The sequence below is a fragment of the Streptomyces sp. NPDC007875 genome (genome assembly GCF_042868035.1).
Taxonomy (GTDB): Bacteria; Actinomycetota; Actinomycetes; order Streptomycetales; family Streptomycetaceae; genus Streptomyces; species Streptomyces antimycoticus.
On the sequence record NZ_JBIADZ010000006.1, the window covers coordinates 355,786 to 370,374 of the forward strand.

Sequence of the window (14,589 nt, forward strand, 5' to 3'; positions counted from 1 at the left end):
GCGGCCGGAGCGGCCGCGGGGCTTCCGAGCGTGCGGCGGTGTTCACGGCGGCCTCGCGCCGCCGTGGGCCTCACGCCGCCGCCGGGTGCTCCGTCACCTCGACGCCCGCCAGCACCTCGTCGTAGACCGCCCGGTCGAACTCGCCCGCCACCGGGGCCCGTACGGCCGCCGCCGACAGGGCCACCGCGCGGGCGAGCCGGTCCGGCCACGGCGTCTCCTCGACCAGCCCGGACAGCAGCCCCGCGACCGCCGCGTCCCCGGCCCCGGTCGGATTGCCCGCCAGCCGGCGCGGCGGGGTGGCGCGCCAGGCGCCGTGGGCGGTGACCGCGAGCATGCCGTGGGGGCCGAGCGAGGCGGCCACCGCGCGCGCCCCGCGCCGCCGGGCGTCGCGCGCGGCGCGCAGCGGGTCGGTGGAGCCGGTGAGCCCGGCGAGCTCATCGATGTTGGGCTTGACGAGATGGGGGCGGGCGGCGATGCCCCGGCGCAGCGGTTCGCCGCTGGTGTCCAGCAGGGTGGGCACGCCCGCCGCATGCGCCTCCCGGATGAGCTGGGCGTACGTCCCGACGGGGACCCCGGGGGGCAGGCTGCCGCACAGCGCGACCGCCGACGCCTCGCGCAGCAGTCGGCCGTAAGCGTCCATGAAGGTGGACCACTCGGGGGTGGTGACGATCGGGCCGGGCTCGTTGAGCTGGGTGGTGTCGCCCGTGGTGGCGTCCACGACGCCGATGGTGCGCCGGGTGGTGCCGGCGATCGGCACCAGTGCGTCGGTGATCGTTCCGCGAGGTGCCTTGGGGCCGGTGCCGGGAACGGCGATTCCGCCGAGCAGTTGCCGAAGCACCGCGCCGGTGACCCCGCCGACGAAGCCGGTGACGACCGTGTCGTGGCCCAGGGCGGCCAGCACCCGGGCCACGTTGATGCCCTTGCCGCCGGGCCGCTCGGTGACCTCGGTGACGCGGTGGGTGGCGTGCGGACGCAGTTCTGGCACCCGGTAGGTGACGTCGAGGGCGGTGTTGAGCGTGACCGTGAGGATCACCCTGGCATCCCCTCTCCCGTCCCCCCGCCGGACGGAGATTCCTGTGCTGAACGCGACTGTGTGCCGAGCCGTGCATGCCCGTGCCCGGGCCCGGGCACGTACCAATGCCCGAGCGCGTGCCCGTATCTGAGCCCGTGCCCGTGCCCGAGCGATCATGCCAAAACGAGTGGCTTCGGCCCAGACCTCCGTGTCGTTCTGGACACCGTCATCGCCCCCTGAAATCGGGGCACTTCAGCTCAGTTCGGGATGGACCACCCAACCGCCCCGGCGCATCACGCCCCGCAGCCGGAAGTCGTCGTCGAGCACGACGAGATCCGCGTCCTTGCCCGCCTCGAGCGAGCCCACCCGGTCGGCGATGCCCAGCAGCCGGGCGGGGGTCGCGGACAGCGCCCTTACGGTCTCCGCCACGCTGAGCCCGTCGATCGTGACGGCCCGCCGGAAGGCCCGGTCCAGAGTGAGGGTGGAGCCCGCGATGGAGCCGGCCGTCGGCCCGTCGCTGATCCGGGCGACGCCGTCCTTGACTTCGACCTCCATGGGGCCGAGCGGATAGCGCCCGTCGTTCATGCCCGCCGCGCCCATCGCGTCGGTGATGAAGGCGACCCGGTCCGCGCCGGCCCGGTGGAACGCCAGCTCCAGCATGGCGGGGTGCAGATGGGTGCCGTCGTTGATCAGCTCGATGGTGACCCGCTCGTCCTCCAGCAGCGCCGCGATCGGGCCGGGGGCGCGGTGCAGCAGCGACGGCATCGCGTTGAACAGGTGGGTCGCCACGGTCGCGCCCGCCTCCACGGCCTCCCGCGTCGCCTCGTACGTCGAGTCGGTGTGGCCGACGGCCGCGAGGACGCCGCTGTCGGCCAGCAGCCGTACGGACTCCAGCCCGCCCGGCAGTTCGGGGGCGAGCGTCATCATCCGCGCGGTGCCGCGCGCCGCGTCCACCAGTTTGCGCACATCCGCCGGATCGGGCGCGCGCAGCAGCGATGGCTGGTGGGCGCCGCAGCGGTGGGGGGAGATGAACGGCCCCTCGAAGTGGATGCCCGCCAACTCGCCCTGCTCCACCAGCTCCGAGAGGACGGCGGCCTGCCGGGCGAGGTCGTCCAGATCGCCGGTGACGGTGGAGGCGAGCATCGTGGTGGTGCCGTGCAGCCGGTGCGTACGGATGGCGGTCAGCGACTCCTCGGGGGTGCCCGCCGAGAACGAGGCACCGCCGCCGCCGTGCACATGCAGGTCCACGAAGCCGGGGACGATCCAGCGGCCCGGCAGGTCGAGCGCCTCCGCCGCCTCCTGACCGGACGCGGGATCGGCGGACGGTCCCGCCGCGGTGATGCGCGTGCCCTCGACCGTCACCCGCCCGTTGTCGACCACGCCTCCCGGCAGGACCACCCGGGCGCCTGTGAGAACCGTTCGCTGGACCATCAGGCGGTTACCTCCGTGGAGAGTCGATCCCAGGCGAGCAGACCCGCGCCCAGGCAGCCGGCGGTGTCCCCGAGGGCCGCCGGGACGATACGGGGAAGCTGCTGGAAGGTGAGCCGCTCCTCGACCGCGGTGCGCAGCGGCGCGAACAGCGTCTCCCCGGCCTCGGCCAGGCCACCGCCGACGATCAGCACACCGGGGTCCAGCAGGGTGAGGCCGGTCACCAGGCCGTCGGCGAGCGCGCCCACCATCTCCCCCCACACGGCCACGGCCCTCGGATCGCCGGACCGGACGGCCTTGGCGCAGTCGGCGGCGTCGGCCGCCGGATCGCCGCTCGCACCGGCCCAGGCGCGGCCCACCGCCGCCGCCGAGGCGAGCGTCTCCAGGCAGCCGGACTGACCGCAGCCGCAGGCGGGGCCGCCCGGCCGGACGACGATATGGCCGATCTCGCCGGAGGAACCGTGCGCTCCGGGGTCGATCCGCCCGTCGATGCCGATGGCGCCCGCGATCCCGGTGCCGACGGATACGAACAGGAAGCGCCGCGCGCCCTCGCCCGCTCCTATCCGCCCCTCGGCCAGCCCGCCCATCCGGACGTCGTGCCCGAGCGCGACCGGGATCCCGCCCAGCCGCTCGGTGAGCAGCGCGCGCAGCGGGACGTCGCTCCAGCCGAGGTTGGCGGCGAAGACGGCCACCCCGCGGTCCTCGTCCAGGACCCCGGGCACGCCGACCCCCGCGGCCACCGGGGGCCCGCCGAACCGCCGCTCGCCGATCTCGCGCAGCTCGGCGGCGAAGTCGAGGATCGCGGCGACGACCGCCTCGGGTCCGCGCTCCCGCTCGGTGGGCCTCCTGGCCTCGTGGAGGAGTGTGGTGTCCGCCCCGATCAGGGCGGCCTTCATGCCGGTGCCGCCCACATCCAGGGCGATGACGTGTTTCACATGGAACAGTCTCGCGCGATCCACCATGAGAGGTCTAGTCCACTCGCCGCTTCTCGTCAGGAGATCACGCCGTTGCCGGAAAGGGGGTTGGTGGTTGCGGGCAAGGGAGTTGGTATGAACCTAACCTTCCGTTTGTGAGTGGGTGACACATCGCACTTTGGCGTGTAACAACCCGCTCACCTGGGCAAGCCAGCCTCCGATATCGAAGCGATACGCCCATGGTGTAGACCTTGTGGAGGTTTGCAAGGCAGACTCGCTCGACCTCGGGGGAGGACCCTGGAGGATGAAACAAGCCATAGGGTGGGAAAACAGCGGTGCAGCGGCGACGGTTCTTGGGTCTGACAACGGCGGGTGTCGCGGCGGTGACGACGACACCCGGGCTCACGGCCTGTGGCGGCGACAGCTCCGGCTCGGACGGTGACACCACGTTGAAGGTGGTCGCGGCCGACTACGGCGACAGCACCGCCAACAGCTCCCAGAAGTACTGGAACAAGCTGGTTCGGGCCTTCGAGGCCAAGAACAGCGGGATCAAGGTCGACGTCGAGGTCTACAGCTGGACCGAAGTGGACCGGCGCGTCGCCGAAATGGTCAAGAGCGGTCAGGCCCCGGACGTCGCGCAGATCGGCGCGTACGCCGACTATGCCGCGCAGGGCAAGCTCTACCGCGCCGACGAGATGCTCGCCATCCCCACCCAGGCCGGTTTCATCACCTCGATCGCCCAAGCGGGCGAGGTGAGGCGGGTGCAGTACGGGGTGCCGTTCGTGGCCAGCGCCCGGCTGCTCTTCTACAACAAGAAGCTCTTCGACCAGGCTGGTATATCCTCCGCCCCCACCAGCTGGGACGAGCTCAAGGAGGCGGCCGCCCGGCTCAAGGCCAGTGGGGTGAAGACCCCGTACGCGCTGCCTCTCGGCCCCGAGGAGTGCCAGGCGGAGACCATGATGTGGATGCTCAGCGGCGGTGGCGGCTACACCGACACCAATGGCAGCTACACCATCGACTCCTCCGAGAACATCAAGACCTTCGAATGGCTGCGGGACGAACTGGTCGGCGCGGACCTCACCGGCCCCGGCTCCCCGGCCCGCACCAACCGGCAGGACGCCTTCGACGCCTTCACCCGCGGTGAGGTCGGCATGCTCAACGGCCACCCGACCCTGATGCAGCAGGCGTCCGGCCACGGCATCAGCTACGGCACCGCGCCACTGCCCGGCCGCAGGGGCAAGTCCCCGTCGACGATGGGCGTCGCCGACTGGCTGATGGCCTTCAAGCAGAACGGTCACCGCACGGAGATCGGGAAGTTCCTCGACTTCGTCTACACCGAGAAGAACGTGCTGGACTTCGTCACGGAGTACGACCTGCTGCCGGTGACCACCGCCGTCGAGCAGACGATGCTCGGCGACCGTGAGCACAAGCGGCTGTGGCGGTTCCTCGACGAGTTGGAGAGCGCCGAGTTCTACCCGGCCGACAAGACCTCCTGGGCGGAGGTCAGCAAGCTGATCAAGCAGAAGATCGGCTCGACCGTGGGCAAGGGCGGCGACCCGACGAGCGTGCTGGGCCAGATCCAGCGTGAGGCCGACGCCATGGAGAATGCGGGGGCATGACAGTGGACACGCCCGGCCCCGGCCCTTCCGACGACCCTGCCGACGAGGGCGGGGGCGAGGGCGGGGGCCGGGAGCAGGTCGAGAGCCCGGCCGAGGACCAGGGGCAGGGCCGGGAGCCGGGCTCGGGCGACGGGCTGTCCGACCGCGACCTGGCCGTGCTCGCCGCGGAGCGACGCGGCTGGCCGGGCCCCGGCGCCAAGGAGCGGGCGATACGGGAGCGGCTGGGCATCTCCCCGACCCGCTACTACCAGCTGCTGAACGCGCTGTTGGACGACCCCAGGGCCCTGGAGCACGACCCGGTGACCGTCAACCGGCTGCGGCGGGTCAGGGACGAGCGCCGCGAACGGCGCTGAGGCGGGACCTCCCCGGGCCGTTCACCGGTGGGACGTCCCGAGCCAAGCCCGTGGCGTCGCCGGGCCCGGTAGGGTCACCGTCATGGGCAGCGCTATGGGCAGTCACCCCCTCCCCGTACCTACCACCGCCGCCGGCCGCGAGGGCCTCGCCGCCCTCCTCGAACGGCCCGGCCGCGCCGTTGTCGGACTCGACTTCGACGGCACCCTCGCCGAGATCGTCCCCGACCCCGACCAGGCCCGCGCCCACCCCGGCGCCCTCCCCGCGCTCTCCCGGCTGGCCCCGCGGCTGCGTTCCGTCGCGGTGATCACCGGCCGTCCGGCCGAGGTCGCCGTCCGGTACGGCGGCTTCGCCGGGGCCGAGGGGCTGAACGGGCTCGTCGTCCTCGGTCTCTACGGCGCCGAGCGCTGGGACGCTGCGAGCGGCGCGGTCCAGGCACCCGAACCGCACCCCGGCGTCGCCGCTGTCCAGGCCGAACTCCCCGCCGTCCTCGAGGAGTACGGCGCCTCACAGGGCACCTGGATCGAGGACAAGGGCCGCGCCGTCGCCGTCCACACCCGCCGTGCCGAGGACCCGCAGGCCACGTTCGAGCTGCTGCGCGCGCCGCTGCACGCCCTGGCCGAGCGCCATGGGCTGATCGTCGAGCCCGGCCGACTGGTGCTCGAGCTGCGGCCGCCGGGCATGGACAAGGGCGTCGCGCTCACGGAGTACGTACGGCGGACGGGTGCGGAAGCCGTGCTCTACGCGGGCGACGACCTGGGCGACCTGGCCGCGTTCGCGGCGGTGGAGCGGCTGCGCGAGGAGGGTGTGCCGGGGGTGCTGGTCTGCAGCGGCAGCACGGAGGTGACCGAACTCGCCAAGCGGGCCGACCTGGTGGTCGACGGCCCGGCGGGTGTGGTGGAGCTGCTGTCGTCCCTGGCCGACGCGGTCAGCGGCGCCAACGCTTCGTAGAGCCGCCTGGGCCGGGCCAGTCACCTCGTCAGTCCGCGGCTCAGAGGCCCGTTACCGCGAAACCCTCGCCCCTACAGCGCCCGCAGCTGCGCCAGGAACCATGCCTGGGGCGGCAGCGCGGTCGCGGCGGCGGCGAGTCGCTTTGTACGGTCCGCGCGCTCGCCGTCGCTCATGCGCAGCGCCTCGTCCAGTGCCCGGGCCGTGGCCTCCACGTCGTACGGGTTCACCACCAGCGCGTCGTCGCCCAGCTCGGCGTATGCCCCCGCCTCCCGCGACAGCACCAGCGCACATCCCCGCTCGGAGACCACCGGGACCTCCTTGGCCACCAGGTTCATCCCGTCCCGGATGGGGTTGACCAGCGCCACGTCCGCCAGTCGGTAGGCGGCCAGCGACCGTGCGAAGTCGTCCTTCACATGCAGGGCGACCGGGGTCCAGCCCTCCGTGCCGTACTCGGCGTTGATCTCATCCGCGATCCGCCGCACCCGCTCGGTGTAGTCGCGGTAGACCGCGAGGTCCTGGCGGGAGGGGTAGGCGAAGGCCACATGCACCACGCGCTCCCGCCACTCGGGGTGGGTCTCCAGCAGCCGCCGGTAGGCCAGCAGCCCGCGCACGATGTTCTTGGACAGCTCGGTGCGATCCACCCGGACGATCGACTTCCGGTCCGGCCCGATCTGCGCCCGCAGACTGGTCAGCCGTTCGTCCACATCCGCCTGCCGCGACCGCTGCCGCAGGAAGTCCGCGTCCGCGCCGAGGCCGTGGACGCCCAGCCGGGTCTCCCGTCCCTCGAAGCGCACGGCCGTCGCCGCGCCCTCGCCGTTACCGTCACCGTCGCCGTCCCGGACGATCTCCGCGCCCAGCACGGCCGCGCAGCAGTCGGCGAAGGCATCGGCCCAGCGCTCGGTGAGGAACGCGGCGCGGTCGCCGCCGAGGATGCCGCGCAGCACACCCGCCGCGACGTCGTCCGGCAGCAGCCGGTAGTAGTCCGGCGGGGCCCAGGGGGTGTGCGAGAAGTGACCGATCCGCAGATCGGGGCGCCGCTCGCGGAGCATCGCGGGCACCAGCGCCAGGTGGTAGTCCTGCACCAGGACGACGGCCTCGTCCACCGCCTCCTCGGCGAGTGCGTCCGCGAAGGCCGCGTTATACGTCTCGTAGGCCGCCCACTGGTCGGCGAACTCCGCGTCGAAGACCGGCTCGACCGGGGTCTGGTAGAGCAGATGGTGGATGAACCACAGCACCGAATTGGCGATGCCGTTGTACGCGGCGGCGAAGACATCCGGTGCGATGTCGAGCATCCGCACCTGCTGGCCGCCGGTGTCACCGGGGTTCAGATGGCTCTCCCCGGCGCGCCGGGCCGCCTCGCGATCACCCTCCCCGAGCGCCGCGCACACCCACACCGCGTTCGCGTCGGTTCCGATGGCGCTGAGGCCGGAGACCAGCCCGCCACCGCCGCGCCGGGCGGTGAGCGAGCCGTCCTCGCCCAGGGTGTACGAGACCGGGCCGCGGTTGGACGCGACCAGGATCGGAGCGGTGCGCGGAACTGCCATATCGCGAGCCTAGCCAGCCACGACCCCGCGCAAACGTACGTACGGTTTCTTGCCCCGTAGGCGGTATGGGGCGGCCTGTTTCCGCCCGTAGGGGCTATCGCGTGATGCCCCCACCGGGGCGGTCACGCCGCGCCGCGTGTACGCATCACGCCGCGCGCCGCTCCGCGTACTCCGGTATCTCGATCATCGGCGGCCGCTCCTCGGTGTCCACGTCCGTGGTGCGCGGCTCGAAGCCGTTGTCGCCCCGGTCGAACTGGGTCAGCCGCGGCCGCACCAAATGGCCCCGGGCCAGCCGCAGCTGTGCGGTGCGGTAGATCGCGGCGGCCATCCGGCCGAGCGCCAGCCCGTCCTGGTGGCGGTGTTTGCGCACCCCGATGTCCACCTGGCCGAGTGCGTCGAGACCCACCGTGTGCAGCGCGTCGACCAGCAGCCCCAGCTCGACCCCGTAGCCGACCGGGAAGGGCAGCCGCTCCAGCAGCGTGCGGCGTGCCGCGTACTCACCGCCCAGCGGCTGGACGAATCCGGCCAGCTGGGGCCAGTGCAGATTCAGCAGCGGGCGGGCGACCAGCTCGGTGACCCGGCCGCCCTGGCCCGCCACCTCGCCGAGCGGGCGGTCGTACATGCCCTTCACCAGCTGCAGCGTGGGGTCGGTCAGCAGCGGACCGACGATCCCCGAGACAAAGCGCGGATCGAATTCCCGCAGGTCGGCGTCGATGAAGCAGATGATGTCGCCGCTCGTGGCCAGCAGGGACCGCCACAGCACCTCGCCCTTGCCGGGCAGCGCGGGCAGCCGGGGCAGCAGCGAGTCGCGGGGGACGACGGTGGCGCCCGCCGCCGCGGCGACCTCGGCGGTGCGGTCCGTCGAGCCGGAGTCCAGCACCACCAGCTCGTCCACCAGCGGCGCCGCCTCGCTCATCAGCTCCCGGCGGATCGTCGCGGCGATCTCGCCGACCGTGGCCTCCTCGTTCAGGGCGGGCAGGACCACGCTCAGGGTCGTCGCCGAGCCCCGCTTCGCGTCCAGCAGGCGGTCCAGCGGCCGGTCGTCGGCCGACCAGGAGCGGTGCTTCAGCCAGCGCTCCACCTCATCCAGCACCTGTGTCTCTCCCTGCCGTGGTCGCTGTGATCCATCTCGCGCTTCGGACGGCTAGCTCAACCATCCGGGCCTTCGGTTACAGTCTTGAACAACGCACATGGCCGTCGTATGTCGGGGTCGACCTCGGTGTTTACCGAGGAAGCCCGTGATGATGCCGTGCTCACAAACGCCCGGGTCCGCCCGGTGCCATACCGCTCATCCAGAGGGGCAGAGGGAACGGCCCGTTGAAGCCCCGGCAACCCTCCAGCTGATCTCGCATTCCGCAGCGAGGCTCCCAGCTCGGGAAGGTGCCAATTCCGTCTCGTGGCGAAATGCGTCGCGAGGAAGATGAGGAGAAAGGGCCTCGCCATCCATGGCTGTGCAGTCAGTAGAAAGCTCAACCACTTCCTCCGCCTCCGACCCCTCCGGTGCCTTCGGTCCCGCCATCGCATTGTCCTGCCGGGAGTGCGGTGAGCGGTTCGATCTGGGCCCGATCTTCGCGTGTGAGGTCTGTTTCGGGCCGCTCGAGGTCGCGTACGAGCTGCCGGCCGGCGACCCGGAGGAGCTGCGCCGGCGGATCGAGGCCGGTCCGAACAGCATCTGGCGCTATGCCCCGCTGCTGCCCGTCCCCGCGGACGTGGCGGACCTGCCCAGCCTGCACCCCGGTTTCACCCAGCTGGTGAAGGCCGACAACCTCGCCCGTGAGCTCGGCGTCACCGGTGAGCTGCACATCAAGGACGACTCCGGCAACCCCACCCACTCCTTCAAGGACCGGGTCGTCGCCATCGCCGTCCAGGCCGCCCGCACCTTCGGCTTCACCACCCTCTCCTGCTCCTCCACCGGCAACCTCGCCGGCGCGGTCGGCGCCGCGGCCGCCCGTGCGGGCTTCCGCTCCTGCGTCTTCATCCCGCACGACCTGGAGGCGGGCAAGGTCGTCATGGCCGCGGTCTACGGCGGTGAGCTGGTCGGCATCGAGGGCACCTACGACGACGTCAACCGCTTCTGCAGCGAGCTGATCGGCGACCCGGTGGGCGAGGGCTGGGGCTTCGTCAACGTCAATCTGCGGCCGTACTACGGCGAGGGCTCCAAGACCCTGGCGTACGAGATCTGCGAGCAGCTGGGCTGGCGGCTGCCGGACCAGATCGTCATCCCGATCGCCTCCGGCTCCCAGCTCACCAAGATCGACAAGGGGCTGAAGGAGCTGATCGCGATCGGTCTGGTCGAGGACAAGCCCTACAAGATCTTCGGCGCCCAGGCCGAGGGCTGCTCCCCGGTCTCCGCCGCCTTCAAGGCCGGCCATGACGTCGTCCGGCCGCAGAAGCCGCAGACCATCGCCAAGTCGCTGGCCATCGGCAACCCCGCGGACGGCCCGTACGTCCTGGACATCGCCCGCCGTACGGGCGGCGCGGTGGAGGACGTGAACGACGAGCAGATCGTCGACGCGATCAAGCTGCTCGCCCGCACCGAGGGGATCTTCGCGGAGACCGCGGGCGGGGTGACCGTCGGCGTGACCAAGAAGCTGATCGAGGACGGTCTGCTCGACCCGTCCCTGACGACCGTCGTGCTCAACACCGGCGACGGCCTCAAGACCCTCGACGCGGTGGCCCCCACCACCGGTCCCTCTGCCATCATCCGCCCCACCCTTGACTCGTTCCGAGAGGCTGGTCTCGCATGAGCGTCAACGTCCGAATCCCGACCATCCTGCGCACGTACACCGCCGGTCAGGCCGAGGTCCCCGCCGAGGGCGCGACCCTCGCCGAGGTTCTGGCGGACCTGGAGAAGAACCACCAGGGCATCGCGGCCCGCGTCCTGGACGACACCGGCAAGCTCCGCCGCTTCGTCAACGTCTACGTCAACGACGACGACGTCCGCTTCGCCGACGGCCTGGCCACGGCGACCCCGGACGGTGCCGGGATCTCGATCATCCCGGCGGTCGCGGGCGGCTGCTGACCCCGCGTCCACCCTCCTCACCTTTGGCATCGCCCCGTCCGGGGACAACCGGACGGGGCGATTCCGTGTGTGGAATCGCGATACAGTTGCCCGGATTCCCCGATGGCCCCCGGGCCGGAACCACATATGAGAACTCGTCAAGTTGTGCGTAAAGTGTGAGCACGAATTGTCGGGTTGGTTCCCTATGCCCCGCCCGGATTGCCCGAACTTCACATAAATTCTCACTTTTAACCGTTCGACCGCGCCCAGAATTCTCGTCCGATTGACCTGTTGCAGAGGGCGTTGGGACGGATACATTCAGCGGCGGTCGACGCGTTCCGGCGCACACCCCCCACATCCGGGGGGTGAGGTCTGACCCGGGTCCGCGGAGTGCGGTCCTGCGCAAGGGCCAGCAATAGGGGAGTTAGGAATGGCTCAGGGCACCGTCAAGTGGTTCAACGCGGAGAAGGGGTACGGCTTCATCGCGGTCGACGGTGGTGCGGACGTGTTCGTCCACTACAGCGCGATCCAGATGGACGGGTACCGCACCCTCGAGGAAGGCCAGCGGGTCGAGTTCGAGATCTCGCAGGGTCAGAAGGGCCCGCAGGCCGACATGGTCCGCGTGGCCGTAGGCTGACGCGCCGACGCGACGCAGCTGAACAGTACAGTCCGAAGGGTCCGTGTCCCGAACAGGGTACGGACCCTTCGGCGTGTCCGCGCTGATCGTTACGAGTCGGCGCAGGGGCGGATGCCCACCCGTCACCCGGCCGCCGCCCCCCAAGGATGCCCTTCGGGCGCTTGCACTCTATAGGTCCGAGTGCTAATCATTGGCGTTAGCACTCTGACGTTGAGAGTGACAGAAGGACCGGGTCGGTGAGGCCCGCCAGGCCATGCGGGGCAAGGAACCGTACGGCAGGCAGGCCGTCCGTCGCGGGCGCCAGCGCGGTCCGGAGCAATCCACCCCGTCTTGGGAGGACCACTTCACATGGCCAAGATCATCGCGTTCGACGAGGAGGCGCGGCGCGGCCTCGAGCGCGGGATGAACCAGCTCGCCGACGCCGTCAAGGTCACCCTCGGCCCCAAGGGCCGTAACGTCGTCCTCGAGAAGAAGTGGGGCGCCCCCACGATCACCAACGATGGTGTTTCCATCGCCAAGGAGATCGAGCTCGAGGACGCGTACGAGAAGATCGGCGCCGAGCTGGTCAAGGAGGTCGCGAAGAAGACGGACGACGTCGCCGGTGACGGCACGACGACCGCGACCGTCCTCGCCCAGGCGCTGGTCAAGGAGGGCCTGCGCAACGTCGCCGCGGGTGCCAACCCGATGGCGCTCAAGCGGGGTATCGAGAAGGCCGTCGAGGCCGTCTCCGCCCAGCTTCTCGAGCAGGCCAAGGACGTGGAGACCAAGGAGCAGATCGCCTCCACCGCCTCCATCTCCGCCGCCGACACCCAGATCGGTGAGCTCATCGCCGAGGCGATGGACAAGGTCGGCAAGGAAGGTGTCATCACCGTCGAGGAGTCGCAGACCTTCGGGCTCGAGCTCGAGCTCACCGAGGGCATGCGCTTCGACAAGGGCTACATCTCCCCGTACTTCGCGACGGACATGGAGCGTATGGAGGCGTCGCTCGACGACCCGTACATCCTGATCGTCAACTCCAAGATCAGCAGCGTGAAGGACCTCCTCCCGCTGCTCGAGAAGGTCATGCAGTCGGGCAAGCCGCTGCTGATCATCGCCGAGGACGTCGAGGGCGAGGCCCTGGCCACCCTGGTCGTCAACAAGATCCGTGGCACCTTCAAGTCCGTCGCCGTCAAGGCCCCGGGCTTCGGTGACCGCCGTAAGGCCATGCTCGGTGACATCGCCATCCTCACCGGTGGCACCGTCATCTCCGAGGAGGTCGGCCTCAAGCTGGAGAACGCCGGGCTGGACCTGCTCGGCCGCGCCCGCAAGGTCACCGTCACCAAGGACGAGACCACCATCGTGGACGGCGCCGGCGACACCGACCAGGTGCAGGGCCGCGTCAACCAGATCCGCGCCGAGATCGAGTCCTCGGACTCGGACTACGACCGCGAGAAGCTCCAGGAGCGCCTGGCGAAGCTGGCCGGCGGCGTGGCCGTCATCAAGGCCGGTGCCGCCACCGAGGTCGAGCTCAAGGAGCGCAAGCACCGCATCGAGGACGCGGTGCGCAACGCCAAGGCGGCCGTCGAGGAGGGCATCGTCGCCGGTGGTGGCGTGGCCCTGCTGCAGACCGTCTCGGTCTTCGAGAAGCTGGAGCTCGAGGGCGACGAGGCCACCGGTGCCCAGGCCGTGCGCCTGGCCCTGGAGGCCCCGCTGAAGCAGATCGCGGTCAACGCCGGTCTCGAGGGCGGCGTCGTGGTCGAGAAGGTGCGCAACCTGACCCCGGGTCACGGCCTCAACGCCGCGACCGGTGAGTACGTCGACCTGATCGCCGAGGGCATCATCGACCCGGCCAAGGTCACGCGCTCCGCGCTGCAGAACGCCGCGTCGATCGCCGCGCTGTTCCTCACCACCGAGGCCGTCATCGCCGACAAGCCGGAGAAGGCCGCCCCGGCGGGCGCTCCGGGCGGTATGCCGGGCGGTGACATGGACTTCTGATCGACTCGGCGCGTTCGTTCGCCGGTCGGTCGTACCGTCCAGGACGTCGGGGCGGCACCCTCTCCCAGGGGTGCCGCCCCGACGGCGTTTTGGGGGCCGGGCCCCGGATACGGGAGCAGGCGTATCCGGGGCCCGGCGTATCCGGGGCTTACTCCTCAGCCGCATCGAGGGCGGCGCGCAGATGGCCGTGCGCCTCGGCGAGCAGTTTCTCGGCGGTCGGGGCGTCCACCCCGCCCAGGATGGTGAGGATCGCGTTCTTCACCTCGCCGTCCGTGGCCGCCAGCGCGCTTTCGATCCGCTGGTCGGAGGCGCCGGTCGCCAGGAAGACGATCCTCCGTGAGCGGGCGCGCAGCTTGTCGTTGGAGGCGCGCACATCGACCATGAGATTTCCGAAGGTCTTGCCCAACCGGATCATGGTGATGGTCGAGATCATGTTGAGCACCAGCTTCTGGGCCGTGCCCGCCTTCAGCCGCGTCGAGCCGGTGAGCAGCTCCGGCCCCACGACGACCTCGATGCCGTGGTCGGCCGCGGCGGCGAGCGCCGAGTCGGCGTTGCAGGACAGCCCGACGGTGAGCGCGCCGAGCCGTCGGCCGTGTTCGACCGCGCCCACGGCGTACGGGGTGCGGCCGGAGGCCGAGACGCCGACCACCGTGTCATCGGGGCCGATCCCGAGCTGGTCGAGGTCCCGGGCGGCCAGCTCCGCGCTGTCCTCCGCGCCCTCGACCGAGGTCACCACGGCGTCCGGGCCGCCCGCGATCACCCCGACGACCTGCTCGGGCCGGGTGTTGAAGGTGGGCGGGCATTCGCTCGCGTCGAGCACCCCGAGCCGTCCGGCGGTGCCCGCGCCCGTATAGAGGAGACGGCCGCCACGGGACATCCGCGCGGTGATGGCGTCGATGGCGGAGGCGATGCGGGGGAGCTGGAGGGCGACGGCGGCGGGGACACCGGCGTCCTCCGCGTTCATGATCCGGGCGATCTCGAGGGTGTCGAGCCGGTCGATCTCGGCGAGTTCGGGGCGGAACGCCTCGGTGGTCAGGGTGTCGAGCTGGGCGCGGAGCCGTGCGGAGCCCTGGTCGGCCGCAGAGTCGGTGGGGTCGGCTGCGAAGTCGGCGGAAGTCATGGTGAAGCGGCTCTTTCCGGTACGTCAGGGTGAGGGCG

General features: G+C 71.1%; 13 protein-coding genes and 1 riboswitch. Of the genes, 7 read left to right on the forward strand and 6 right to left on the reverse strand.

The genetic code is table 11. From position 1 onward, the window contains the following. Positions 1–70 precede the first annotated feature (70 nt). The 3 genes from ACFYOY_RS16100 to ACFYOY_RS16110 all read right to left on the reverse strand — a co-directional run bounded on the left by ACFYOY_RS16100 (position 71) and on the right by ACFYOY_RS16110 (position 3,375). Positions 71–1,033 carry a 1-phosphofructokinase family hexose kinase gene (locus ACFYOY_RS16100; RefSeq protein ID WP_351881641.1) on the reverse strand — a complete coding sequence of 321 codons (963 nt, stop codon included), beginning with the start codon at positions 1,031–1,033 and terminating at the stop codon, positions 71–73. 231 nt (positions 1,034–1,264) lie between these two features. Next, on the reverse strand, positions 1,265–2,443 hold the full coding sequence (gene nagA / locus ACFYOY_RS16105) for an N-acetylglucosamine-6-phosphate deacetylase (RefSeq protein ID WP_351881638.1): 1,179 nt from the start codon (positions 2,441–2,443) through the stop codon (positions 1,265–1,267). Next, positions 2,443–3,375, reverse strand: a complete 933-nt coding sequence (locus ACFYOY_RS16110; protein ID WP_351881635.1) for an ROK family protein — start codon at positions 3,373–3,375, stop codon at positions 2,443–2,445. The genes nagA and ACFYOY_RS16110 overlap by 1 nt, the downstream gene beginning before the upstream one ends. A 314-nt stretch (positions 3,376–3,689) precedes the next feature. Between ACFYOY_RS16110 and ACFYOY_RS16115 the strand changes: the two genes are divergently transcribed. From ACFYOY_RS16115 to otsB, 3 genes are all read left to right on the forward strand, one after another. Next, positions 3,690–4,973: an extracellular solute-binding protein gene (locus ACFYOY_RS16115; protein ID WP_351881632.1), complete on the forward strand. Its 1,284-nt coding sequence runs from the start codon at positions 3,690–3,692 to the stop codon at positions 4,971–4,973. After that, on the forward strand, positions 4,970–5,326 hold the full coding sequence (locus tag ACFYOY_RS16120) for a DUF3263 domain-containing protein (protein ID WP_388587567.1): 357 nt from the start codon (positions 4,970–4,972) through the stop codon (positions 5,324–5,326). Before ACFYOY_RS16115 ends, ACFYOY_RS16120 begins: the two co-directional genes overlap by 4 nt. Positions 5,327–5,420: 94 nt before the next feature. Then, positions 5,421–6,275: a trehalose-phosphatase gene (gene otsB / locus ACFYOY_RS16125; RefSeq protein WP_351882252.1), complete on the forward strand. Its 855-nt coding sequence runs from the start codon at positions 5,421–5,423 to the stop codon at positions 6,273–6,275. 71 nt (positions 6,276–6,346) lie between these two features. Here the strand turns inward: otsB and ACFYOY_RS16130 are convergent, their stop codons facing one another. Both ACFYOY_RS16130 and ACFYOY_RS16135 read right to left on the reverse strand, forming a co-directional pair. Further along, on the reverse strand, positions 6,347–7,819 hold the full coding sequence (locus ACFYOY_RS16130; protein WP_351881629.1) for a trehalose-6-phosphate synthase: 1,473 nt from the start codon (positions 7,817–7,819) through the stop codon (positions 6,347–6,349). 145 nt (positions 7,820–7,964) lie between these two features. After that, complete coding sequence (locus ACFYOY_RS16135) at positions 7,965–8,912, reverse strand: glucosyl-3-phosphoglycerate synthase (protein ID WP_351881626.1); 948 nt, start codon at positions 8,910–8,912, stop codon at positions 7,965–7,967. Positions 8,913–9,104: 192 nt separating this feature from the next. Then, a riboswitch (SAM riboswitch) is annotated at positions 9,105–9,246 on the forward strand. Between the two features lie 18 nt (positions 9,247–9,264). Here ACFYOY_RS16135 and thrC point away from each other — a divergent pair. The 4 genes from thrC (at position 9,265) to groL (ending at position 13,431) form a co-directional block, all read left to right on the forward strand. Next, the gene (gene thrC / locus ACFYOY_RS16140; protein ID WP_351881623.1) at positions 9,265–10,566 is read left to right on the forward strand and encodes a threonine synthase; all 1,302 of its coding nucleotides are present in this window, start codon (positions 9,265–9,267) and stop codon (positions 10,564–10,566) included. After that, entirely contained in the window at positions 10,563–10,841 is a 279-nt protein-coding gene (locus tag ACFYOY_RS16145) for a MoaD/ThiS family protein (protein ID WP_059142722.1), read from the forward strand. The genes thrC and ACFYOY_RS16145 overlap by 4 nt, the downstream gene beginning before the upstream one ends. 409 nt (positions 10,842–11,250) lie before the next feature. Then, on the forward strand, positions 11,251–11,457 hold the full coding sequence (locus tag ACFYOY_RS16150; protein WP_009716982.1) for a cold-shock protein: 207 nt from the start codon (positions 11,251–11,253) through the stop codon (positions 11,455–11,457). A gap of 348 nt (positions 11,458–11,805) precedes the next feature. Continuing rightward, positions 11,806–13,431 carry a chaperonin GroEL gene (gene groL / locus ACFYOY_RS16155; RefSeq protein ID WP_211124989.1) on the forward strand — a complete coding sequence of 542 codons (1,626 nt, stop codon included), beginning with the start codon at positions 11,806–11,808 and terminating at the stop codon, positions 13,429–13,431. Positions 13,432–13,579: 148 nt separating this feature from the next. Here groL and murQ read toward each other — a convergent pair whose 3' ends face one another. Beyond that, on the reverse strand, positions 13,580–14,551 hold the full coding sequence (gene murQ, locus ACFYOY_RS16160) for an N-acetylmuramic acid 6-phosphate etherase (RefSeq protein ID WP_351881618.1): 972 nt from the start codon (positions 14,549–14,551) through the stop codon (positions 13,580–13,582). Positions 14,552–14,589 lie beyond the last annotated feature (38 nt).

What these genes read in the sequence shown, in the direction of transcription:
- ACFYOY_RS16150 (WP_009716982.1), top strand. Translation starts at nt 11,251, where the DNA reads ATGGCTCAGGGCACCGTCAAGTGGTTCAACGCGGAGAAGGGGTACGGC.
- murQ (WP_351881618.1), bottom strand. Translation starts at nt 14,551, where the DNA reads ATGACTTCCGCCGACTTCGCAGCCGACCCCACCGACTCTGCGGCCGAC.
- groL (WP_211124989.1), top strand. Translation starts at nt 11,806, where the DNA reads ATGGCCAAGATCATCGCGTTCGACGAGGAGGCGCGGCGCGGCCTCGAG.
- ACFYOY_RS16130 (WP_351881629.1), bottom strand. Translation starts at nt 7,819, where the DNA reads ATGGCAGTTCCGCGCACCGCTCCGATCCTGGTCGCGTCCAACCGCGGC.
- ACFYOY_RS16120 (WP_388587567.1), top strand. Translation starts at nt 4,970, where the DNA reads ATGACAGTGGACACGCCCGGCCCCGGCCCTTCCGACGACCCTGCCGAC.
- nagA (WP_351881638.1), bottom strand. Translation starts at nt 2,443, where the DNA reads ATGGTCCAGCGAACGGTTCTCACAGGCGCCCGGGTGGTCCTGCCGGGA.
- otsB (WP_351882252.1), top strand. Translation starts at nt 5,421, where the DNA reads ATGGGCAGTCACCCCCTCCCCGTACCTACCACCGCCGCCGGCCGCGAG.
- ACFYOY_RS16145 (WP_059142722.1), top strand. Translation starts at nt 10,563, where the DNA reads ATGAGCGTCAACGTCCGAATCCCGACCATCCTGCGCACGTACACCGCC.
- thrC (WP_351881623.1), top strand. Translation starts at nt 9,265, where the DNA reads ATGGCTGTGCAGTCAGTAGAAAGCTCAACCACTTCCTCCGCCTCCGAC.